This is a genomic window from Brevundimonas sp., from assembly GCF_035627055.1.
Taxonomy (GTDB): domain Bacteria; phylum Pseudomonadota; class Alphaproteobacteria; order Caulobacterales; family Caulobacteraceae; genus Brevundimonas.
The window spans coordinates 62926-85441 of the sequence record NZ_DASPMM010000022.1; the positions used below are offsets into that span (position 1 = coordinate 62926).

Consider the following 22516-nt stretch of genomic DNA (forward strand, 5'->3'; position numbering starts at 1 on the left):
AGATGGTGAAGATTGCCGAACGCTGGTTCGTGATGGCGGGCGTCGGCCTGCTGGGCGCTATCGCGCTGGCCGGGCTGGTGGTCGCCATCTATGCGGCGTGGCTGTTCCACGACCTGCCGGACGCCTCCGACCTGGCCGACTACCGGCCGGCGACGGCGACGCGGGTCTACGCCGGCGACGGGACGCTGATCGGGGAGTTCTCGGACGAGCGGCGCATCTATGTGTCGTACGACCAGATTCCCGAACCGGTGGTGCAGGCCTTCCTCGCCGCCGAGGACCGCAATTTCTTCAGCCACGGCGGGGTCGACGTCTCGGGCCTGGGCCGGGCGATGTTCAAGAACATCTTCAACGCCGCGACCGGACGGCGGCTGGAGGGCGGCTCGACCATCACCCAGCAGGTCGCCAAGAACGTGCTGCTGACCAACGAATCGAGCATCAACCGCAAGGTCAAGGAAGCCATCCTGGCCAACCGGCTGGAAGCGACCCTGACCAAGCCGCAGATCCTCGAATTGTATCTGAACGAGATCTTCCTCGGCTATCGCTCGTACGGCGTGGCGGCGGCGGCCTACAACTATTTCGGCAAGTCGCTGGACCAGCTGACGCCGGACGAGGCGGCCTTCCTGGCGGCCCTGCCCAAGGGGCCGAACAACTATCATCCGAAGCGGCACCCCGAGGCGGCCAAGGGCCGGCGCGACTGGGTGCTGGGCGAGATGCGCGACAGCGGCTTCATCACCGAGGCGCAGCTGACGGCGGCGCGGGCCCGGCCGCTGGTGACCCAGGACGCGCCGCGGCGGGCCCAGTACGCCGACGCCGACTTCTTCGTCGAGGAGGCGCGGCGCCAGGCCATCGCCCGCTTCGGCCGCGAGGAGGTCAACCGCGGCGGCTACTATATGCGCACGACGCTGGACCCCGATCTGCAGTCGGCGGCGCGCGACGCCCTGATGAAGGGGCTGGAGGCCTATGACCGCCGCCACGGCTGGCGCGGACCGTGGGGCACGACGGACTTCGCCGAGGGCTGGCAGGAGAAGGCGCTGGAGGGCGTGCGCCCGCCGGAACGCAGGGCCTGGCGGCCGGCGGCGGTCGAGAGCGTCTCGGGCAACAGCGTGCGGGTGCGCCGCGCCGACACCGGGGCGACCGGGACCCTGCTGGCCGAGGACGCGGCGTGGGCCAACGCCAACCGCCAGCTGCGGCGCGGCGACCTGATCTTCGTCGAGCCGAGGGGCGGCCAGTTCGCCCTGAAACAGGTGCCGGCGGTCAATGGCGCCCTGGTGGCGATCGAGCCGCAATCGGGCCGGGTGCTGGCCATGGTCGGGGGGTATTCCTACGCCCTGTCGAGTTTCAACCGGGCGACCCAGGCGGAGCGCCAGCCGGGCTCGGCCTTCAAGCCGTTCGTCTATGCGACGGCGCTGGAAGGCGACTACACCCCGGCGTCGATCGTGCTGGACGCGCCGATCAGCTTCGCCGGCGGACCGAACGGGACGCGCTGGAGCCCGGAGAACTACAGCCGCGAATACTACGGCCCGACCACCCTGCGTCGCGGCCTGGAGCTGTCGCGCAACGTGATGACGGTGCGGCTGGCCCAGGCCATCGGCATGCAGAACGTGGTCGATCTGGCCAGGAAGATGGGCGTGTCGGACAAGCTGCAGCCGAACCTGTCGGTGTCGCTGGGGGCGGGGGAGACCACGCCGTACCGGCTGACGGCCGCCTACGCCGCCTTCGTCAACGGCGGCCGGCGGGTGAACCCCTATCTGATCGAGGTGGTTCAGGACCGCGACGGCGAGACCATCTTCCGCGCCGACGAGCGCCGCTGCCGCGAATGCGGCCGGCCGTTCAGCGGCCAGGAGTCGCCCCGGCTGGAGCCGCGCGGCGAGCAGGTCATCGACCCGATCACCGCCTATCAGATGAGCTCGATCCTCGAGGGGGTGGTGCAGCGCGGCACGGCGGCCAGCGCCCGCGGCCTCGGCCGCTGGGTCGGCGGCAAGACCGGCACGACCAACGAATACCGCTCGGCCTGGTTCGTCGGCTTCTCGTCCGACATCGTCGTCGGGGTGTTCATCGGCTTCGACGACAACCGTCCGCTGGGTTCGGGCGAGACCGGCGCGACCGGTCCGGTGCCGGTGTTCAACGATTTCATGCAGGTGGCTCTGAAGAAGCGTCCGGCGCGGCCCTTCGTCCGGCCCCGCAACGCCGTGTTCCGCTCCGTCAACGGCATCGAGGAGGCCTTCCGCCCCGGCACTGAGCGCCGCCGTGAAGAGGAACAGCCGCGCCAGGAGGTCCCGACGGGACCGCAGAACTACAACGAGATCCTCCGACGCGAGCAGGAGGAAGCCGCCGGGCTTCCGCCGACGACGACCCCGACCCCGCCGCCGACGCCGCCGCCCGCCAAGAAGGAGCCGGCGGAGGATTTGAGCGGGCTGTACTGAGGCAGCAGGCAGCAGGCAGCAGGGCGACGGCGGGTCCGCGAGGCGTCGCGCCGCGCTCTGCGAAACGCCAGTATTCTGTCCTGTTGCCTGTTGCCTGTTGCCTGCTGCCTCGAACTTCCCCTATGTCCGCGCCTCACCTGAATATCGCCGGAGAATGCGATGAGACCGGATGTCGAGGCCATGAAGGCCGACATCGAGCAGAGCGTCGCTCTGCTCAGGAGGCGTCTTTGACTGGGATGTCGCCGTCCGAAAGCTCGATGAGCTGAACGCCCGGGTCGAGGACCCGACCCTGTGGGACAAGCCCGACGAGGCCCAGGCCGTCAGCCGCGAACGCTCGCGGCTGGAAGCCCAGATCAGCACCGTCCGGGAGATGGAGCAGGGCCTCGAGGACGGGGTCATGCTGGCCGAGATGGCCGATGAGGAGGGCGACGAAGCCACCCTCGAGGAGGCCCGCGCCTCGCTGAAGGCGATCAAGGACCGCGCCGCCCGCGCCGAGCTGGAGGCCCTGCTGTCCGGCGAGGCCGACGGCAACGACGCCTATCTGGAAGTGAACTCCGGCGCCGGCGGCACCGAGTCCAACGACTGGGCCGGCATGCTGCTGCGCATGTACAGCCGCTGGGCCCGCGCGCACGGCTACGAGGTCGAGGTCGAGGCGGAGGAAGGTGGCGAACAGGCGGGGATCAAGTCGGCCACCATCCTGGTCAAGGGCCCGAACGCCTACGGCTGGCTGAAGTCGGAATCGGGCGTGCACCGGCTGGTGCGGATCAGCCCGTATGACGCGGCGGCCAAGCGGCACACGTCCTTCGCCTCGATCGGGGTCTCGCCGGTGGTGGACGACACCATCGAGATCGACATCAACCCCGCCGACGTGCGCACCGACACCTACCGGGCCTCGGGCTCGGGCGGCCAGCACATCAACAAGACCGACTCGGCGGTGCGCCTGACGCACATTCCGACCAACACCGTGGTGGCCTGCCAGGCCGGGCGTTCTCAGCACCAGAACCGCGAGCAGGCGTGGAAGATGCTGCGCGCGCGGCTGTACGAGTTGGAACTGCAGAAGCGCGAGGCGGCGGCGCAGGCGCTGGCCGACGCCAAGACCGACATCGGCTGGGGACACCAGATCCGGTCCTACGTCCTGCAGCCGTACCAGATGGTCAAGGACCTGCGCACCAACGTCGAGACGTCCGACACCCAGGGCGTGCTGGACGGAGACCTCGACGCCTTCATGGGCGCGGCGCTGGCGGCCCGGGTGGGCGAGACGCGCGGTTCGACTGTCGAATAGGCCGTTCTCCCTCCCCGTTCGGGGAGGGTGGCTGAGCGAAGCGAAGCCGGGTGGGGACGGCTCGACGGAATCGCAAAGGAAAAGGGCGGCTCTTTCGAGCCGCCCCCACCCCGTCGCTGCGCGACGACCCTCCCCCGAGGGGGAGGGAGATGTCTTACGCCCCCGGCTTCATGTCGATGATCTGCGGCCGGTCGTCGCCGTGGGGCGGGGCAGCGCTGGCGGCGGGGGTCGAAGGCTTGGGCGCGGCGGCGGCGGGCGCCTCTCGGCGGCCCTGGAGCACGCGGCCCTGGAAATAGGCGCCGATGTCGATCGACAGCTGTTCGGCGGTGATGTCGCCGTCGACGTAGGCGGTGGCGATCAGCTTGACCTGCTTGCCCGAGACGTTGCCGACGATGCGGCCGCGCACCTCGACATAGTCGGCCGAGACGCCGCCCTCGACCGCGCCGGTCTCGCCGACGATCAGCCGGCCGACGCGCACGTCGCCCTTGATGGCGCCGTCGATCTGCAGGTCGCCGCCGCCCGAGATGTTGCCGTCGAACTGGAGGTCCGAGGACAGGGTCGACAGGCCGCGGGAGCTGACCGGCGACGGCGCGGGACGCGCGCCCGACGAGGAGGATTGAGCCGCGGCGGGCGCGCCCGGCATCGGCAGGTCCGGCAGCGGCGGAATGGCGGAGCCGGTGTCGGAGCGGGGCTGCGGGGCGGGGGATTTAGTCTTGTTGAACAAGTTGGTCTCCGGCTCTCAGGAAGCGGGCGGGGTTTTGCGGGCGGCCGTTCATCCAGACTTCGTAGTGCAGGTGAACGCCGGTGGAGCGTCCGGTCGTGCCCATGGCCCCGAGCCGCTGGCCCAGCGCGATGCGCTGGCCTGGCCGCACGGCCATGGAGTTCAGGTGGGCGTATCGTGTCTTGAAACCACGCCCATGATCTATCTCGACGGTGTTGCCATACCCTGAACGGACGCCGACGAAAGACACGATTCCGGGAGCCGTGGCGTGGATCGGCGTGTTGAGGCCGCCGGCGAAGTCCTGGCCCTGGTGCAGGGCGGGGTGGCGGTTGAAGGGGTCGAACCTCACGCCGAAGCCCGAGGTGGTCTGGCCCGGCGTCGGGCGATGGAAGGGCATGGTCTCGGCCGCGTCGGCGAGGCCGCGCATGTCCGACAGATTGTCCGCCGCGTTGCGGATGCGCACGGCGAAGGGCTCGTCGACATCCAGAACGGCGGCGAGGGCGCGCGGGTCGCGGGCCTGGACCAGCGGTCCGCCGAGCCCGGCGCCGCTGGTCGGCGCATAGGCGGAGGGGTTGAGGCCGGCCAGGCGGAAGGCCAGACGCAGCCGCTCGGCCCGGGTCTGGGCGACCGTCTCGGCGCGGGCGATCAGCCGCTCCTGATCCATGCGCACGGCCAGCATGCGCTGCACCGGCGTATGGTCGGAGGGATCCAGGGAAGGGGCGGGCGCCAGCGCGGCCTGGGCCCCGTCGACGCCGCGGAACATGCCCATGACCTGGGTCAGGGCGGCGTGGCGACGCTCGACCATCTGGGCCATCTCGTCGAGCGAGCCGGTGGTGGCGGTCATGCGCACGACGGCGCTGTCCAGCCGGGCCTGCAGGTCGGCGTTGAGGCGCTCGGAAGCGGCGCGGGCGCGGGCGACGGTGCGGTCGGCCTGGCTCTGCATCACGAGATCGAAGGCGAAGCCGCCCGAGGCGACGAGGAACCAGCCGCCGATCAGAACCGCCCCGAGAGCGCCGACGAACTGACGGGCGGGGGTCAGGGCCCAGGCCCGGACATCGTCGCCGTCCCTCAGATACACATACCGGGTCGGAAACCACCGACCCATCAGAGACCGTCCTTCAGTCGTCTGTTTGGTCATTACGCTACGCCCCCACGCACGGCGAAGCGTTATGCGCCAGCAATGGCGGCGGGGACAAGTCTGTTTACGTTGCGTTAACCATCCTGAATGGCGATCAGTTGAATATGGCCGGTATTCGCCGCCATTATTCGCCTGTCAGGCGTATCGGCGACTCTGCCGAGCCGCCGGGACATCTCGCCGGTCGTAGATTCGCGGCCGCTCAGAGCGACTGGAGGGCGGCCAAGACTTCGGCGGCGTGCCCCTTGACCCTGACCTTGCGCCAGGCGCGGCGCACCACGCCGGCGCCGTCGATCAGGAAGGTGGCCCGCTCGACGCCCATGTAGGTCCGGCCGTACATCGACTTCTCGCCCCAGACCCCGAAGGCCGCGGTGACGTCGCCGGGCTCGTCGGAGGCGAGGACGACCTTGAGGTCGTATTTGGCCTTGAACCGGTCGAGCTTCTTCACGGGGTCGCGGGAGGCGCCGACGACGGTGGCGCCGGCGGCGGCGAACTGATCGGCGAGGGCGGAGAAGTCCTGGCCCTCGGAGGTGCAGCCGGGGGTGTCCGCCTTGGGATAGAAATACAGGACGTAGGGCTTGCCGCTGAGGCTGGCGGACGAGACGCGGCCGCCGTCGCTGGTCGCCATGTCGAAAGCGGGGGCCGGTTGGCCTGCCTCAATCTGCGCGTTCTCGCTTCCCGTCATCTCTGAGCCCTCATTCCCGCTCATCCCCGCGAAGGCGGGGATCCAGTCTTCTGCGTCCTTCAGATCACCCAGCCGGATTTCTTCCGCGAGGTCCTTCCAGTCAGGATTGCTCTCTTCGATCAGCCGAAGCTTCCATGGCCGGTTCCATTTCTTGATCTGGCGTTCGCGCCTGAAAGCCGCGTCACGCGTGGCATGCCGTTCGAACCAGACGAGGCGGGCGACGCCGTAGCGAGAGGTGAAGCCCTTGAACGTCTTTGCCTTGTGCTGGCCGGCTCGCACAAGGAGACTGTCGGTCGACCCCGTATAGATCGTCCCGTTCCTGCGACTGGCGACGATGTAGGTGAAGAAGTCCAGCGCCTGACCCCCCGGTCCGTTCTGGATCCCCGCCTTCGCGGGGATGAGCGGAAAGATAAACTACATCGGACGGACGAGGACGATCTTCTTCTTGCCGGCGGCCAGCTTGAACACGCCGTCGGCGTTGACGTCGGCGGCCTCGATCAGGCGGGCGCCGTCGGCGATGGCCTCGTCGTTGAGGCGCAGGCCGCCGCCTTGAGCGAGGCGGCGGGCCTCGCCGTTGGAGGCGGTCAGGCCGGCGCGGGCGGTGACGGCGGCGATCATGGCGCCGATCACTTCGTCGCGGGGGATGTCGACGGTGGGCAGGTCGGCGGAGAGCTTGCCCTGTTCGAAGGCGGCCTCGGCGGCGCCGCGGGCGTGGGCCGCGGCGTCGGCGCCGTGCAGCATCGTCGTGGCCGCGTCGGCCAGGGCCTTCTTGGCGTCATTGATGCCGGCGCCGGGCAGGGCCTCGAGCCGGGCGATCTCGTCCAGCGGCAGGTCGGTGAACAGGCGCAGGAATTTGCCGACGTCGGCGTCGTCGACGTTGCGCCAGAACTGCCAGTAGTCGTACGGCGACAGCTGTTCGGCGTTGAGCCAGACCGCGCCCTGGGCCGTCTTGCCCATCTTGCCGCCCGAGGCCGTGGTGAGCAGCGGCGTGGTCAGGCCGAAGGCGGCCTTGTGGTCGACGCGGCGGACCAGGTCGACCCCCGAGACGATGTTGCCCCACTGGTCCGAGCCGCCCATCTGCAGGGTGACGTTGCGGGCGCGGTTCAGCTCGAGGAAGTCCACCGACTGCATCAGCATGTAGTTGAACTCGAGGAAGGTCATCGGCTGCTCGCGTTCCAGCCGCAGCTTGACCGAGTCGAAGGCCAGCATCCGGTTGACGGTGAAATGCGTGCCGTAGTCGCGCAGGAACTGGATGTAGCCGTAGCCTGACAGCCATTCGTCATTGTCGACCACGACCGCGTCGGTGGGGCCGTCGCCGAAGCTCAGGAAGCGCTCGAACACGGTGCGGATCGAGGCGATGTTGGACTGGATGGTCTCGTCGGTCAGCTGGGGGCGCGAGGCGTCCTTGCCGGTCGGGTCGCCGACCTTGGTGGTGCCGCCGCCCATCAGGACGACGGGCTTGTGGCCGGCCTGCTGCAGCCGGCGCAGCATCATGATCTGGATCAGGCTGCCGACGTGCAGGGACGGGGCGGTGGCGTCGAAGCCGATGTAGGCGGTGATCACGCCGCAGGCGGCGGCTTCGTCGAGCTCTGCCGGATGGGTGATCTGGTGGATGTAGCCGCGGTCCCGGAGCGTGCGCAGGAAGTCGGACTTGAAGGCGGGCTCGGCGGTCATGGCGGGGGATCAGGCTTGGCTTGGGAGGGAAGGGGCGTGTAGCACGAGGTCATGGAAGCGCGAACAGCCCCGGCTCCGACAGCGGTCCTGCAGCCGCATCCCGAGACGGGCGAGACGCCGGCGACCGGCGTGGAGGTTCACGTCGAGCGCGACGGGCTGCTGCTGTGGGTGCGTTTCGTGGTGTGGGGCGAGGTCGACCGGATCGCCTGGCCCGCCGAGGCGGCGCAGGGCCGCGCCGACGACCTGTGGCGGCACACCTGTTTCGAGGCCTTCGTGGAGACGGATGACGGCTATGTCGAGTTCAACCTGTCGCCGTCGAACCAGTGGGCGTCGTACCGGTTCGACAGCCCGCGAATGGGCATGAGAGCGGCCGATGAGGTAGCGACCGTCGAGGGGCTCGATGGCGCCTGGGACATGGTCGCGCTGGAGGCGCGGATCGAACTTCCGCATGGGGCGAAGCGGCTGGGCCTGTCGGCGGTGATCGAGACCGTCGATGGCGCGATGAGCTATTGGGCGCTGGCCCATCCGTCGGCTAAGCCGGACTTTCACCACCCCGACTCGTTCGTTCTGGACCTGCCATGAAGACCGGCCTCGACCGTCTGTTGTCCGATCCCGCGCTGCGGGCGCCGCTGAAGGGCCGGCGGGTGGCCGTGCTGGGGCATCCGGCGTCGGTGACGGCGGACCTGACGCACGCGATGGACGCGCTGGCGGCCTGCCCGGACATCAAGCTGACGGCCGCTTTCGGGCCGCAGCACGGCATGCGCGGCGACCTGCAGGACAACATGATGGAGTCGCCGGACTTCACCGATCCGCGGCACGGCATTCCGGTGTTCAGCCTGTACGGCGAGGTGCGGCGGCCGACCGGCCAGGCGATGGGCACGTTCGACGTGCTGCTGGTCGACATGCAGGACCTGGGCTGCCGCATCTACACCTTCATCACCACCCTGCTCTATGTGCTCGAGGCGGCGGCGGAGCACGGCAAGACGGTGTGGGTGCTGGACCGGCCGAATCCCGCCGGCCGGCCGGTCGAGGGCCTGACGCTGCGGCCGGGCTGGGAGAGTTTCGTCGGGGCGGGGCCGATGCCGATGCGGCACGGGATGACGCTGGGCGAGCTGGGGCTGTGGTTCATCGACCGGTTCGGGCTGGATGTGGATTACCGCGTCATCGCGATGGAGGGCTGGGAGCCGGAGACCGGGCCCGGCTACGGCTGGCCGCTGCTGGAGCGGGAGTGGATCAACCCCAGCCCCAACGCGCCCAACGTGTCGATGGCGCGGGCCTACGCCGGGACGGTGATGCTGGAGGGGACGACGCTGTCCGAGGGGCGCGGCACGACGCGGCCGCTGGAACTGTTCGGGGCGCCCGACATCGACGCCCGGGCGGTGATCGCGGAGATGCAGGCCTTCGCGCCGGAGTGGCTGGAGGGCTGCGTCCTGCGCGACATCTGGTTCGAGCCGACCTTCCACAAGCACGTCGGCGCACTGTGCAACGGGGTGCAGATGCATGTCGCCGGGCCGGGGTACGACCATGCGGCGTTCCGGCCGTGGCGGGTGCAGGCGTTGGCCTTCAAGGCGATCCGGCGGCTGTATCCGGACTACGACCTGTGGCGGGATTTCCCGTACGAGTACGAGTTCGGGAAACTGGCCATCGACGTGATCAACGGCGGGCCGGCGCTGCGGGAATGGGTCGATGCGCCGGGCTCGACGGCGGCTGAGCTGGATGCGCTGACCGTGCCGGACGAGCTGGCGTGGAAGGAAGAGCGGGGGCGGTTCCTGCTCTATTGAGCCGTCAGGCCGGCTTCTCTTCCAGCCGCTTGTCCAGATAGAGGCCGACGCGGCGGTCGACGGCGTCGATATGGTCCTGCCAGAAGTGGGTGGCGCCTTCTTCCAGCTCGTAGTCGATGACGATGCCCTTCTGGGTGCGCAGCTTGTTGACGACGCGCTCCACCTCGACCGGCGGGACGATGGTGTCGGCGGTGCCGTGCAGGAACAGGCCTGAGGCCGGGCAGGGGGCCAGGAAGCTAAAATCGTACATGTTCGACGGCGGCGACACCGAGATGAAGCCGTCGGTCTCGGGGCGGCGCATCAGCAGCTGCATGCCGATGTAGGCGCCGAACTGGTAGCCGGCGACCCAGGTCTGGGTGGCGCCGGGGTTGTTGGCCTGCAGCCAGTCCAGGGCGGTGGCCGCGTCGGCCAGTTCGCCGATGCCGCTGTCGAACTCGCCCTGCGACTTGCCGACGCCGCGGCTGTTGTAGCGCAGGGTGGCGAAGCCGCGCTTCACGAACAGCTGGTAGAGGGTCACGGTGACCGGGTTGTTCATGTGCCCGCCCGCCTTGGGGTGCGGGTGCAGGATCAGGGCGATCGGGGCGTTCGGGCGCTTGCCCGGCGAATAACGGCCTTCGATGCGGCCGGAGGCCCCCGGCAGAATGACTTCAGGCATGGGCGGCGCGAATTCCCGTGTTCAACTGACGTTTCGCAGGTGCGTAATACTTGACCGCAGCGGTAGGACTTTCTAAGTCCGCCCTGCGTGCCGACGCCTTTGCGAAGGCGCGGGTTCTAGCACAGGACCCCCGAAAAGCGCGCAATTTTTGAGGGTGCGCGATGCGACTGTCGACCAAGGGACGATACGCCGTGATGGCGATGGCCGATCTGGCCAAGAACGGCCGGGCCGACGGGGTGCAGCGGGCGGTGTCGCTGGCCGAGATCGCGGCGCGCCAGGAGATTTCGCTGAGCTATCTGGAGCAGCTGTTCGCGCGGCTGCGCAAGAGCGGTCTGGTTCAGAGCGTGCGCGGGCCGGGCGGCGGCTACCGGCTGGCCAAGGGCGCGCACGAGACGGTGGTGGCCGAGATCGTGCTGGCCGTCGACGAGCCGATCCGGGCGACGCGCTGCATCGGCCATTCGTCGCCCAAGGGCTGCATGATGGCCGGCGAACGCTGCATCACCCACAATCTGTGGGAGGACCTCGGCGACGAGATTCACCGCTATCTGGCCGGCGTGTCGCTGGAGGACGTGGTGATGAACCGCACCGGACGGCGGCGTTCTGGAAACGACGTGGGAGTGGCGGCGTGAGTTCGGTCTATCTCGATTACAACGCCTCGGGCCTGGTCCGGCCGGAAGTGCAGGACGTGATGGCCAGGGCGCTGGCCGACAACGGCAACCCCTCGGCGGTGCACGCGGCCGGGCGGCGGGCCCGGGCGCGCATCGAGACGGCGCGGGCGCAGGTGGCCGATCTGGTCGGGGCCGATCCGACGGCGGTGGTCTTCTCCAGCGGCGGCACGGAGTCGAACGCGCAGGCGATCCTGAGCGCGTTGGCGGCGGGCTGCGAGCGGCTGATCGTGGGCGCGACCGAGCATCCGTGCGTGGCCGAGGCGGCCAATGTCAGCGGCAGGCCGGTGGACATCCTGCCGGTCGATGCGAACGGCGTTGTCGACCTGGACTGGCTGGCTGAGGCGGTGAAGCGGCCGGGCCGGGCGGTGGTGGCCATCCATCATGCCAACAACGAGAGCGGCGTCATCCAGCCGATCGAGGAGGCTGCGAAGCTGGTGCGTGCGGCCGGCGGCTGGCTGCACGTCGACGCCATCCAGTCGGCCGGCAAGATCCCGGCCGACATGCGCACGCTGGACGCGGACACCCTGACCCTGTCGGCGCACAAGCTGGGCGGGCCGCAGGGCGTTGGGGCGCTGGTGTCGAAGGAAGGCGCGCCGATCATCCGGACGCTGCATGGGGCGGGGCAGGAGCGCGGCCTGCGCGCCGGCACCGAGAACGTGCCGGGCATCGCCGGCTTCGGCGTGGCGGCTGAGTGCGCCGCGCGCGACCTGCCGTCGGCCCTGGCGCACAGGGCGTGGCGCGATGCGGCCGAGGCGAAGGTCAAGGCGGCCGGCGCGACCATCATCGGCGGCGCTGTCGAGCGCCTGCCCAACACCCTGTTCATGGCCGTGGAGGGCTGGGACAGCCCGCAGCAGCTGATCACCCTCGATCTTGTGGGCGTCATGGTGTCGGCGGGCAGCGCCTGTTCGTCCGGCAAGACCAAGCCGTCGAAGGCGATCTCGGCGATGGGGCTGGACCGCCTGGCCACCGGCGGCGTCCGCGTCTCGGGCGGCTGGGGCACCGTCGAGGGCGACTGGCAGCGGTTCGCCGACGCCTGGGTCGCCGCCTGGCAGAAGCATGCCGCGCGCATCAGTGAGCGTGCGAAGGAACTCGCGTAAGTCATGGCCGCTGTTAAAGAAACCATCGAAGCGGTCGTCGCCCTCGAGAAATACGAGCACGGCTTCACCTCGGACATCGAGACCGAATACGCGCCCCGGGGCCTGAACGCCGACATCGTGCGCTTCATCTCGGAGAAGAAGGGCGAGCCGGAGTGGATGCTGGAATGGCGCCTCGCCGCCTATGAGCGCTGGCAGGCGATGGAGGAGCCGACCTGGGCCTCGGTGAAGTATGAGCCCGTCGACTACCAGGACCTGTTCTACTACGCCGCACCGAAGAAGAAGGAAGGGCCCAAGAGCCTCGACGAGGTCGATCCTGAGCTGCTGGCCGTCTACGCCAAGCTGGGCATCCCGCTGAAGGAGCAGGAGGTTCTGGCCGGCGTCGAGGGCGCGCCGCGCTACGCCGTGGACGCGGTGTTCGACAGCGTCAGCGTGGTCACCACCTTCAAGGCCGAGCTGGCCAAGGTCGGCGTGATCTTCATGCCGATCTCGGAGGCGCTGCGCGAGCATCCGGAGCTGGTGCGGAAATACCTGGGCTCGGTGGTGCCGGTCTCGGACAACTATTTCGCGGCCCTGAACAGCGCGGTCTTCTCGGACGGGTCGTTCGTCTACATCCCGCCGGGCGTGCGCTGCCCGATGGAGCTGTCGACCTATTTCCGCATCAACGCCAGCCAGACCGGCCAGTTCGAGCGGACGCTGATCATCGCCGACAAGGGGTCGTACTGCTCGTACCTTGAGGGCTGCACGGCGCCGACCCGGGACGAGAACCAGTTGCATGCGGCCGTGGTCGAGCTGGTGGCGCTGGATGACGCCGAGATCAAATATTCGACGGTGCAGAACTGGTATCCGGGCGATCCGGCGACCGGCAAGGGCGGCATCTACAACTTCGTCACCAAGCGCGCCGACTGCCGCGGCGACCGGTCGAAGGTGTCGTGGACGCAGGTCGAGACCGGCTCGGCCATCACCTGGAAATACCCGTCCTGCCTGTTGAAGGGCGAGGACAGCTCGGGCGAATTCTATTCGATCGCCATCACCAATGGGCGCCAGCAGGCCGACACCGGCACCAAGATGGTGCACCTGGGCAAGAACTCGAAGAGCCGGATCATCGCCAAGGCGGTGTCGGCGGGTAAGTCGGATTCGACCTATCGCGGGCTGGTTTCGGTGCATCCGAAGGCGACGGGGGTGCGCAACTTCACCCAGTGCGACAGCCTGCTGATCGGCAAGGAATGCGGGTCGCACACCGTGCCCTATATCGAGGCGCGCAACGGTTCGGCCCAGCTGGAGCACGAGGCGACGACGACGCGCCTGTCCGATGACCAGCTGTTCTATGCCCAGCAGCGCGGCCTGTCGCAGGAGGAGGCGGTGGCCCTGCTGGTCAACGGCTTCGTGCGCGACGTGCTGCAGGAGTTGCCGATGGAGTTCGCCGTCGAGGCGCAGAAGCTGGTGGCGATCTCGCTTGAGGGGAGCGTGGGATGACGGTTCGCTCTCGCGACGGGCTCGCGAACAAGGTTTCCAAAGAGGCGCCTTCGGCTGGCCGCCAGAATGGCCAGCGCGCCAACGACCGATTGGCGCGGACTGTCGTTTGGCGCATCCCGACCGAAGTTGAGCAGACATCTTTCGAAGCGCACCGGACGCTCAAGACCTACGCGGAATTTCTGGTGGCTGCCGCTGACGTCGGTGACGAGAGTTGGATTTTGATGGAGCGGGCTTGGCACGGGTGGCCTGATCCCCCCCGCTGGATCTTCATCGCCTTCGATCCGCAGGGACAAAACATCTGTGGCGGAGATTTCGACCATATCCCCGCGAATTGGACCATGCCCGAAGGCGCGATCCGGCCTTTGGAAGAGACTGTTTGACCATGCTTTCCATTTCCAACCTCCATGTCTCCGTTGGCGACAAGCCGATCCTCAAGGGGCTGACGCTCGACGTTCCGGCCGGCGAGGTGCACGCCGTCATGGGACCGAACGGGGCCGGCAAGTCGACGCTGGGCTACGCCGTGGCCGGGCGGCCGGGCTATGAGGCGGCCGATGGGTCCGTGTCATGGAAGGACGAGGACCTGCTGGCGCTGGAGCCCGCCGAACGGGCGGCGAAGGGCGTGTTCCTGTCGTTCCAGTATCCCATCGAGATTCCCGGCGTCCCGGCCCTGACCTTCGTGCGCACGGCGCTGAACGCCCAGAAGCGGGCGCGCGGCGAGGACGAGGTCTCGGCGCCGGCCTTCCTGAAGCAGGTCAAGGCGGCGTCGCAGGCCCTGCGGATGGATTTCGACATGCTGAAGCGGCCGCTGAATGTCGGCTTCTCGGGCGGCGAGAAGAAGCGGATGGAGATCCTGCAGATGGCCCTGCTGGAGCCGTCTCTGCTGATCCTGGACGAGACCGATTCCGGCCTCGACATCGACGCCCTGCGGATCGTGGCTGACGGGGTCAACGCCCTGCGCTCGCCGGAGCGGGCCATGCTGGTCATCACCCACTATCAGCGGCTGCTGGACTACATCAAACCGGACCGGGTGCATGTGCTGGTCGCCGGGCGGATCGTCGCCTCGGGCGGGCCGGAGCTGGCGCTGCAGCTGGAGGCGGAAGGGTACGACCAGTACCTGCCGGAAGCGGCGTGACCGCCCTGCCGCTGATCGACCTGAAGGACGCCTCCAGCTTCCCCTCGCGGCGCGTGGAGGCGTGGAAATACAGCGACCTGCGCAAATATCTGCGCGAGGCGCCTGCGCCGTCGCCGTCGGCGGAAGTGCCTGTCGCCGGCGGCGGGCCGTTCGAGGCGCTGGGCGGCGAGGCCATGGTGTTCGTCAACGGTCGGGCCGTGGGCGTGAACACCCTGATGGTCTCGGGCGAGCAGACCGTGCGGCTGCGCTGGATTTCGCAGGCCGAGGGCACCGGCCACGCCGCCGCCGCCCGAATTTCGGTGCGGGCCGGGGCGAAGCTGCTGCTGCTTGAGACCCATGAGGGCGAGGGCTCTGCCTATGTCGCCCACAACCGGCTGGATCTGGACGTGGCGCGTGGCGCCGAGGTGACGCGGATCGTCCTGACCGACGAGCCCGCAGACGTCCTGTCGATCAGCCAGGCGCAGGTGAAGGTCGAGCCGGGCGGCCGCTATCGCCAGACGATTGTCGCCGCCGGCGCGAAGCTGCAGCGGCTGGAGACCGGGGTGACGCACCGGGCGCAGGGCGCGGACGTACGGCTGGACGGCCTTTACCTGCTGTCGGACGCGCGGCAGGCGGACCTGACGACCGTGGTCGATCATGTGGCCGCGGACGGCACGACCTCGCAACTGACCAAGGGCGTGGTGCGCGACACCGCCCGGGGCGTCTTCCAGGGCAGGATCGTGGTCGAGCGCGGGGCCGACGGCACCGACGCACGGATGGGGCACCACGCCCTGATCCTCGGCGAACGGGCCGAGGTCGACGCCAAGCCGGAGCTGATCATCTACGCCGACGACGTGCAGTGCGCGCATGGCAACACCGTCGGGAATCTGGACCAGAACGCGCTGTTCTATCTGCAGCAGCGCGGCATTCCGGCGGACGAGGCGCGAGCCCTGCTGACGGCGGCCTTCCTGATGGAGGTGGTGGACCGGATCGAACACGAGGGTGCGAGAGACGTGGTGCGCGAATGGCTGACGGCTCGCTTGTGAAGACCTTCGACGCCCACGCGGCGCGCGCCCAGTTCCCGATCCTGTCGCGGACGGTGAACGGCAGGCCGCTGGTCTACCTGGACTCGGCCGCCTCGGCGCAGAAGCCGCGGGCCGTGATCGACGCCATGGTGCGGACGATGGAGGGCAGCTACGCCAACGTCCACCGTGGCCTGCATACGCTGGCCAACGAGACGACCGAGGCGTTCGAGGCCGCGCGCGAGAGCGTGGCGCGGTTCCTCAACGCCGAGGCGGCGAGCAACATCGTCTGGACCAAGGGCGGGACGGAGGCGATCAATCTGGTGGCTTCCGGCATCGGCCAGTCGATCCAGCCGGGCGACGAGATCGTCGTCTCGGAGATGGAGCACCACTCCAACATCGTGCCGTGGCACATGCTGCGCGAGCGATACGGGGCGGTGATCAAATGGATCCCGACGCGCGACGACGGTTCGCTGGACATGGCGGCCTATGGCGACCTGCTGGGGCCGAAGACGCGGATGGTCGCGGTGACCCACATGTCGAATGTGCTGGGCACCATCAATCCGGTGCGGGCGATCACCGAGATGGCGCGCGCGGCCGGAGCGCGGGTGCTGATCGACGGCTGCCAGGGCGCGGTTCACGCGGCCCCGGACGTGCAGGCTATCGGCTGCGACTTCTACGTCTTCACCGGCCACAAGCTGTACGGGCCCTCGGGCATCGGAGCGCTGTACGGCACGGCCGAGGCGCTGGAGGCGCTGCCGCCGTATCAGGGCGGCGGCGAAATGATCGAGACGGTCGAGGCCGAGCGGGTCACCTACGCCAGGCCGCCGCACCGCTTCGAGGCGGGGACGCCGCCGATCGTCGAGGCCATCGGCCTGGGCGCGGCCATCGAATGGCTGGGGCAGTTCGACAAGGCTGCGATCACAGCCCACGAAAAGGCGCTGTACGACCATGCCCGGGCGCGGCTGGAGGGCGTCAACTGGCTGCGGGTGGTCGGCGAGGCGGACGGGAAGGGGGCGATCCTGACCTTCACCGTCGACGGGGCCCACGCCCACGACATCGCCCAGGTGATGGACCGCTATGGCGTCGCCGTGCGGGCCGGGCTGCACTGCGCCGAGCCGCTGGCCAAAAGGTTCGGCCTGACGTCGAGCGCGCGCGCCAGCTTCGCCCTATATAACACCACAGAGGACGCCGACGCCTTCGTCGACGCCCTGATCAAGGCCCGTGAGTTCTTCGCATGACGTCCGAGACCGCCCGCATCACCGACAGCCCGGACTTCGCCGAGGCGTGGGACGCGCCGCAGAAGGCCGCCCTGGAGCAGGGCGAGATCGATCGGCTGACCGACGACATCATCGAGGCGCTGAAGTCGGTCTATGACCCGGAGATCCCGGTCGACATCTATGAGCTGGGGCTGATCTACAAGGTCGACCTGTCGGACGACCGCGACGTGGCCATCGAGATGACCCTGACCGCGCCGGGCTGTCCCGTCGCCGGCGAGATGCCGGGCTGGGTCGAGGACGCGGTGAAGAAGGTCGAGGGAATTCGGTCGGCCCGGGCCGCGCTGGTGTTCGACCCGCCATGGGACCCATCGAAGATGAGCGACGAGGCCAAGCTGGCCCTGAACATGTTCTGAGGACGCGATGACCGAGCTTCAGACCACAACGCGCGCGCGCCGACCCCGGCCCAAGGCCGTCTCGCTGACGGATGCGGCTGCTGACCGGGTGCGTGAGATCATGGCCAATGCGGAGAAACCCGCCGTCGGCATCCGGGTCGGGGTGAAGAACGGCGGCTGCGCGGGGCAGGAATACACCTTCGCCTATGCCGACAGCATCGAGCCGCTGGACGAGGTGGTCGAGGACAAGGGCGTCACCATCCTGATCGATCCCAAGGCGGTGCTGTTCCTGATCGGCTCGGAAATCGATTACGAGACAACCAAACTGGCCTCGAAATTCGTGTTCCGGAACCCCAACCAGACCGACGCCTGCGGCTGCGGCGAGAGCGTCACCATCATCCCCGCGAAGGCGCTGGACGCCTGATGATCCGGCTGGAAGGGGTGACGAAGCGCTTCCGCAGCGCGGCGGGCGAGCGCGTGGCGCTGGACGGCGTCGACCTGACGGTCGCGGCCGGGCAGGTGTTCGGCGTGGTGGGTCGCTCGGGCGCGGGCAAGTCAACGCTGATCCGGGCCATCAACCTGCTTGAGCGGCCGGACGCCGGTCAGGTGATCGTCGACGGGCAGGAGATGACCGCGCTGACGCCGACGGCGCTGCGGGCGGCGCGGCGGCGGATCGGGATGATCTTCCAGCATTTCAACCTGCTGAACGCGAAGACGGTCGCCGAGAATGTGGCCTTTCCGCTGCGACTGGAGGGGCGTCCATCGGCCGAGGTGGACAAACGCGTGGCCGAACTGCTGGAGCGGCTGGGGCTGGCGGAGCATGCGCGCAAACATCCGGCGCAACTGTCCGGCGGGCAGAAGCAGCGGGTCGGCATAGCCCGGGCCCTCGCCACGGAGCCCAAGGTGCTGCTGTGCGACGAGGCGACCAGCGCGCTCGACCCGGAGACCACGGACGAGATCCTCAGCCTGCTGGACCAGCTCAACCGCGAGCTCGGGCTGACCATCGTGCTGATCACCCACCAGATGGAGGTGGTGCGCCGGGTCTGCGACCGGGTGGCGGTGATGCAGGACGGCCGTGTGGTGGAGGAGGGGGCGACCGGCGACGTCTTTCTGCATCCGCAGCATGCCGCGACGCGGGCCATGCTGGCCGAGGGCGAAGAGGCGTTCGACGCCTCCCTGGCTCCCGTCGGCGGTCGGCTGGCGAAGCTGACCTTCCGCGGCGGTTCGACCTACGAGCCGGAGCTGAGCCGCGTCGCGCGCTCGGTCGGGGTGGACTATTCGATCCTCTCGGGCCGCATCAGCCGCATTCGCGGCGAGCCCTACGGCCAGCTGGTGGTGGTTTTCACCGGCGGGGATTCGGAGGCGGCGGTGGCCCAGCTGAGCGCGCGCGGCGTGGTGGTGGAGGCGGCCTGATGGAAGCGCTGTTCGCCAATGTGGATTGGCCGGAAATCGGCCGCGCGTCGTGGGACACCCTGCTGATGCTCGGCGGGTCGATGGCGCTGACGGTGCTCTTCGGCGTCCCGCTGGGCGTGCTGCTGTACCTGTCCGGCAAGGGGCGGCTGGCGGCCAATCCGGTGCTCAACGCCGGTCTGTCGCTGATCGTCAACGTCCTGAGGTCGGTGCCCTTCATCATCCTGCTGATCGTGATGCTGCCGGTGACGGTGCTGATGGTCGGGACGTCGCTGGGCGTGGCCGGGGCCATTCCGCCGCTGGTGGTCGGGGCCGCGCCCTTCTATGCCCGCCTGGTCGAGACGGCGCTGCGCGAGGTCGACAAGGGCGTCGTCGAGGCGACCCAGGCCATGGGAGCCTCGACCTTCCAGATCGTCAGCCGCGCGCTGCTGCCCGAGGCCCTGCCGGGAATCATCGCCGGCGCCACGGTCACCGCCATCGCCCTGGTCAGCTACACCGCCATGGCCGGCGTGGTCGGGGCGGGGGGACTGGGCGACCTGGCCATCCGTTTCGGGTACCAGCGCTTCCAGACCGATGTCATGGTGGTCACTGTCGTCCTGCTGCTGGTGCTGGTGCAGGCTCTCCAGATGCTCGGCGACCGGATGGTCGCCGCCGTTTCCCACCGCTGATCCAAAGGCCCCCGATGATCCGCCGCACCTTCCTGACCCTCGCCGCCGCCGCCCTTGCGCTGGCCGCCTGCGGACCGCGCGCCGAGAGGGACGCTGACGCCAGCGGCCCGCTGATCGTCGGCGCCACCGCCGTCCCGCACGCCGAGATCCTCGAACACATCAAGCCGCTGCTGGCCGCCGACGGCGTCGACATCGAGATCAAGGTTTTCAACGACTACGTCCAGCCCAACACCCAGCTGGCCGAGCGTCGGCTGGACGTGAACTATTTCCAGACCAAGCCCTATCTCGACGAATTCAACGCCTCGCGCGGGTCGGACCTGGTCACCGTCGCCGGCGTGCACGTCGAGCCGCTGGGCGCCTATTCGCGGCGCTACCGGTCGCTGGCCGATCTACCCCAGGGCGCGCAGGTGGCGGTGCCCAACGACGCCTCCTCGATCGGCCGCTCGCTGATCCTGCTGCAGAAGGCGGGACTGGTGCGGCTGAAGGACCCCACGAATCCGCTTCAGAGCCTGCGCGACATCGTCGACAATCCCAGGGGGCTGCGCTTCCGCGAGCTGGAATCGGCGACCCTGCCGCGCGTGCTGGACCAGGTCGACATGGCCGTGATCAACACCAACTACGCGCTCGACGCCGGTCTCAAGCCGAAGACCGACGCCCTGACGCTGGAGGGCGCCGACAGCCCGTATGTGAACTATCTGGTGGCGCGGCCGGACAACCGAACCGATCCACGCATTGTGGCGCTGGCCGCCATGCTGCGGAGCCAGGCGGTGAAGGACTTCATCGCCCAGAAATACGACGGCGCCGTCATTCCGGCCGCCTGACGCATGGCCTATGACCCCGACTTCGGCGAATGGGTGCGTGAGCATCTCGCGGCGCTCGGTCCCCTCGAGATCAAGCGGATGTTCGGCGCCGCCGCGGTCTACGCCAACGGGCTGATCTTCGCCTTGCTGGACGACGGCGTGATCTGGCTGAAGGCCGACGAGGTCAATGCGCCGTTGCTGGTGGAAGCGGGGGCGCGGCAATTCACCTATCCCACCAAAGACGGGGCGTTGATGGCCATGGCCTACTGGTCGCTGCCGGAGAGCGCCCTCGACGATCCGGACGAAGCCGCGGACTGGGCGCGCAGATCGATCGACGCCGCCCTGCGCAAGGCCGCGGCCCGGAAGCCCCGCAAACCGAAACCTAGGCCGTAGCAGCCACGCGGGCGGCCTTCGCCAGTTCGTCCGGCGTCGGCACCTGCACCGCAGGCGTGACGACCCGGCCGGTCGCCTCGGCCACCAATTCGGCGGTCCGGCCTTCGATGGCCGCCTCCAGCCGGGCGAGGAACTCGTCCTTGGGCAGGCCGGTGGGGATCGGGTCCAGAAACTCCAGCGTGGCCGTGCCCGGATGCTTCTCGAACGCCTCCTGCGGCCAGAACAGGCCGAGGTTGGTGGCCAGCGGCACGACCGGCATGTCGAAATCGCGGTACATGTGCCAGACGCCGGAACGGTAGCGGAATTTCTCGCCGACCTTCGCCAGGTTGCCCTCGGGGTAGATCAGGATCTTGCGGCCGGCGGCATGGGCGTCGGCGGCGCGGTGCTTCAGCGCCTCGCGGGCTTCGCGGCCGCCGCAGTTGTTGACCACGATGGCGCCCAGCTTGCGCAGCACCGTGCCGAGCAGCGGAAACTTTTCCAGGTGATCTCCGGTGACGAAGGCGAGGTCGTCGAACTGGTCGTAGGTGGCGAAGCCGTCGCCCCAACTCTGGTGCTTGGAGGCGATGATGAAGGCGCCCTGCGGCAAGCGCTCGCGACCGCGCGCCTCGATGCGGATGCCGGCGAAGATCCGCATGGCCTGCACCATCCGCTTCACGTATCGGCGGATGATCCAGCTGGTCGCGCCGCGCCCCGGCGCCAAGGCCGCGAAGGCCGCCGCCGAGGCGTAGGTGATCGACAGCAGCCAGTAGACTATATTGAAGGCCAGGCTTCGCATCGGGCGACTATGGCGCGATTTGGCGCCGGGTCTAGGCGGCTGCGTCGTCCAGCCAGTCGGCGCAGGTGACGCGATTCCGCCCCGAGCGTTTCGAGGCGTAGAGGGCGGCGTCGGCGCGGCCGAGCAGGCTGGTGGCGGTTTCGCTGGCCCGCCGGTGGGCGAAGCCGATCGAGACGGTGACGGCGCCGAGGTCGTCGTTGGTCGAACGGCGACGCAGCGATCGAGAGCCGATCTCCTTGCGCACGGCTTCCAGCGCCGCCTCGACCTCGGGCAGGCTTTCGCCCGGGAAGATGATGGCGAACTCCTCGCCGCCGTAGCGGGCCGCGATGCGGGGGGACTTCGCGGCCTTGGCCAGCACGCTGCCCACGTAGCGCAGCACCTGATCGCCGGTCTGATGGCCCCAAGTGTCGTTGAAGCGCTTGAAATGGTCGATGTCGAGCACGGCCAGCGACAGGCGGGCGCCCTCGAGCAGGGCCGTCTCGCAGGCGCCCTCCAGCTGTTCGTCGAAGGCCTTGCGGTTGGCCAGATTGGTCAGGGCGTCCGTCATGGAATCCCGGCGCACCTGCTCGAGATGTTCGCTGAGCCGGGCGATCTCGCGCGTCGACAGCTCCAGCTTCCGCTCGAGCGCCTCGTTGTCGAGCTTGATCTTCCGCGTCGCCCCGGACAGGTCGGAGACGATGGCGCGGAGCTGGGGCGCGCCGGGCGCGGAGTCCAGGCTGCCGGCGGCGCCCTCAAGGGTGCGGCCATAGTCGGACTGGGCCTTGTGGGCGCGGGAGATCGCTTCGGTGACGCTGGACAGTTCACGGTCCAGCACCCGGCCGGCGTCGCGGATCTCCTCCGTCAGCCGGCCGCGAGGCAGGTATTCGGCGGCCAGCACCTCGGCCACCTCTTCGGTGAACGGTTCGCCCGCCGAGAGCATGCGCTCGATTTCGCGGCCGAGCGCCCCTTCGGGGTCGCCGAGATACTGCAGCCAGAGTTCGAAATTGAGCGGGGTCGGCCAGACCGACGCGGCTTCCATCGCCTCAACGGCCCGCCGCGCCAGGGAATAGGCTTCGGGTCCCCTCAGCGTGGCTTCGACCGGTTCCGTCATGGACGTCCTCTGGCGGATCGCCTGCGGATGGCGACCTGATG

At 69.0% G+C, this 22516-nt stretch carries 24 protein-coding genes; 17 read left to right on the forward strand and 7 right to left on the reverse strand.

What is annotated here, in order from left to right:
* The first annotated feature begins 2 nt into the window (after positions 1–2).
* Entirely contained in the window at positions 3–2423 is a 2421-nt protein-coding gene (locus VEA98_RS10955; RefSeq protein ID WP_324814136.1) for a penicillin-binding protein 1A, read from the forward strand.
* Between the two features lie 159 nt (positions 2424–2582).
* Positions 2583–3705 (forward strand): peptide chain release factor 2 gene (gene prfB, locus VEA98_RS10960; protein WP_324814138.1). Its coding sequence is split into 2 segments (ribosomal slippage): positions 2583–2651 and positions 2653–3705, totalling 1122 coding nucleotides; the frame shifts between segments, so codons are not numbered across the junction.
* A gap of 154 nt (positions 3706–3859) precedes the next feature.
* On the opposite strand, the gene VEA98_RS10965 is transcribed toward prfB, so the two are convergent.
* From VEA98_RS10965 to tyrS, 4 genes are all read right to left on the reverse strand, one after another.
* Positions 3860–4429, reverse strand: coding sequence for a polymer-forming cytoskeletal protein (locus VEA98_RS10965; RefSeq protein WP_324814141.1), 570 nt, complete (start codon positions 4427–4429; stop codon positions 3860–3862).
* A complete protein-coding gene (locus tag VEA98_RS10970; RefSeq protein WP_324814144.1) occupies positions 4413–5564 on the reverse strand; it encodes a M23 family metallopeptidase in 1152 nt (383 codons plus the stop codon). Before VEA98_RS10970 ends, VEA98_RS10965 begins: the two co-directional genes overlap by 17 nt.
* Before the next feature lie 199 nt (positions 5565–5763).
* Complete coding sequence (locus VEA98_RS15255) at positions 5764–6657, reverse strand: redoxin domain-containing protein (protein WP_414642175.1); 894 nt, start codon at positions 6655–6657, stop codon at positions 5764–5766.
* Between the two features lie 3 nt (positions 6658–6660).
* Positions 6661–7920 (reverse strand): tyrosine--tRNA ligase, encoded by a 1260-nt coding sequence (gene tyrS, locus VEA98_RS10985; RefSeq protein ID WP_324814147.1) that lies wholly within the window; start codon positions 7918–7920, stop codon positions 6661–6663.
* A gap of 51 nt (positions 7921–7971) precedes the next feature.
* Between tyrS and VEA98_RS10990 the strand changes: the two genes are divergently transcribed.
* Both VEA98_RS10990 and VEA98_RS10995 read left to right on the forward strand, forming a co-directional pair.
* Positions 7972–8502 carry a DOMON-like domain-containing protein gene (locus VEA98_RS10990; RefSeq protein ID WP_324814149.1) on the forward strand — a complete coding sequence of 177 codons (531 nt, stop codon included), beginning with the start codon at positions 7972–7974 and terminating at the stop codon, positions 8500–8502.
* Complete coding sequence (locus VEA98_RS10995) at positions 8499–9701, forward strand: DUF1343 domain-containing protein (protein WP_324814151.1); 1203 nt, start codon at positions 8499–8501, stop codon at positions 9699–9701. Before VEA98_RS10990 ends, VEA98_RS10995 begins: the two co-directional genes overlap by 4 nt.
* 4 nt (positions 9702–9705) lie before the next feature.
* Here VEA98_RS10995 and VEA98_RS11000 read toward each other — a convergent pair whose 3' ends face one another.
* On the reverse strand, positions 9706–10356 hold the full coding sequence (locus VEA98_RS11000; protein ID WP_324814154.1) for an alpha/beta hydrolase: 651 nt from the start codon (positions 10354–10356) through the stop codon (positions 9706–9708).
* Positions 10357–10517: 161 nt separating this feature from the next.
* On the opposite strand from VEA98_RS11000, the gene VEA98_RS11005 reads away from it, so the two are divergent.
* The 13 genes from VEA98_RS11005 to VEA98_RS11065 are packed head-to-tail and all read left to right on the forward strand — an operon-like array spanning position 10518 to position 20610.
* On the forward strand, positions 10518–10985 hold the full coding sequence (locus VEA98_RS11005) for an Rrf2 family transcriptional regulator (RefSeq protein WP_324814158.1): 468 nt from the start codon (positions 10518–10520) through the stop codon (positions 10983–10985).
* Positions 10982–12121 carry a cysteine desulfurase family protein gene (locus VEA98_RS11010; protein ID WP_324814161.1) on the forward strand — a complete coding sequence of 380 codons (1140 nt, stop codon included), beginning with the start codon at positions 10982–10984 and terminating at the stop codon, positions 12119–12121. The genes VEA98_RS11005 and VEA98_RS11010 overlap by 4 nt, the downstream gene beginning before the upstream one ends.
* Positions 12122–12124: 3 nt before the next feature.
* On the forward strand, positions 12125–13594 hold the full coding sequence (gene sufB, locus VEA98_RS11015) for a Fe-S cluster assembly protein SufB (protein ID WP_324814164.1): 1470 nt from the start codon (positions 12125–12127) through the stop codon (positions 13592–13594).
* A complete protein-coding gene (locus VEA98_RS11020) occupies positions 13591–13974 on the forward strand; it encodes a hypothetical protein (protein ID WP_324814167.1) in 384 nt (127 codons plus the stop codon). The genes sufB and VEA98_RS11020 overlap by 4 nt, the downstream gene beginning before the upstream one ends.
* 2 nt (positions 13975–13976) lie before the next feature.
* Positions 13977–14726, forward strand: coding sequence for a Fe-S cluster assembly ATPase SufC (gene sufC / locus VEA98_RS11025; protein ID WP_324814171.1), 750 nt, complete (start codon positions 13977–13979; stop codon positions 14724–14726).
* Positions 14723–15751 carry a Fe-S cluster assembly protein SufD gene (gene sufD / locus VEA98_RS11030; protein WP_324814173.1) on the forward strand — a complete coding sequence of 343 codons (1029 nt, stop codon included), beginning with the start codon at positions 14723–14725 and terminating at the stop codon, positions 15749–15751. The genes sufC and sufD overlap by 4 nt, the downstream gene beginning before the upstream one ends.
* Positions 15730–16968, forward strand: a complete 1239-nt coding sequence (locus tag VEA98_RS11035; protein ID WP_324814176.1) for a cysteine desulfurase — start codon at positions 15730–15732, stop codon at positions 16966–16968. The genes sufD and VEA98_RS11035 overlap by 22 nt, the downstream gene beginning before the upstream one ends.
* A complete protein-coding gene (locus VEA98_RS11040; RefSeq protein ID WP_324814179.1) occupies positions 16965–17360 on the forward strand; it encodes an SUF system Fe-S cluster assembly protein in 396 nt (131 codons plus the stop codon). Before VEA98_RS11035 ends, VEA98_RS11040 begins: the two co-directional genes overlap by 4 nt.
* 7 nt (positions 17361–17367) lie before the next feature.
* Positions 17368–17763, forward strand: coding sequence for an iron-sulfur cluster assembly accessory protein (locus VEA98_RS11045; RefSeq protein ID WP_324814181.1), 396 nt, complete (start codon positions 17368–17370; stop codon positions 17761–17763).
* On the forward strand, positions 17763–18752 hold the full coding sequence (locus VEA98_RS11050) for a methionine ABC transporter ATP-binding protein (protein WP_324814184.1): 990 nt from the start codon (positions 17763–17765) through the stop codon (positions 18750–18752). Before VEA98_RS11045 ends, VEA98_RS11050 begins: the two co-directional genes overlap by 1 nt.
* A complete protein-coding gene (locus VEA98_RS11055; protein ID WP_324814187.1) occupies positions 18752–19417 on the forward strand; it encodes a methionine ABC transporter permease in 666 nt (221 codons plus the stop codon). Before VEA98_RS11050 ends, VEA98_RS11055 begins: the two co-directional genes overlap by 1 nt.
* A gap of 14 nt (positions 19418–19431) precedes the next feature.
* A complete protein-coding gene (locus VEA98_RS11060; RefSeq protein ID WP_324814189.1) occupies positions 19432–20238 on the forward strand; it encodes a MetQ/NlpA family ABC transporter substrate-binding protein in 807 nt (268 codons plus the stop codon).
* A gap of 3 nt (positions 20239–20241) precedes the next feature.
* A complete protein-coding gene (locus VEA98_RS11065) occupies positions 20242–20610 on the forward strand; it encodes a TfoX/Sxy family protein (RefSeq protein ID WP_324814191.1) in 369 nt (122 codons plus the stop codon).
* Here the strand turns inward: VEA98_RS11065 and VEA98_RS11070 are convergent.
* Complete coding sequence (locus VEA98_RS11070) at positions 20600–21385, reverse strand: lysophospholipid acyltransferase family protein (RefSeq protein ID WP_324814193.1); 786 nt, start codon at positions 21383–21385, stop codon at positions 20600–20602. The genes VEA98_RS11065 and VEA98_RS11070 overlap by 11 nt on opposite strands.
* A 31-nt stretch (positions 21386–21416) precedes the next feature.
* On the reverse strand, positions 21417–22475 hold the full coding sequence (locus VEA98_RS11075; protein WP_324814195.1) for a GGDEF domain-containing protein: 1059 nt from the start codon (positions 22473–22475) through the stop codon (positions 21417–21419).
* Between the last annotated feature and the right edge of the window lie 41 nt (positions 22476–22516).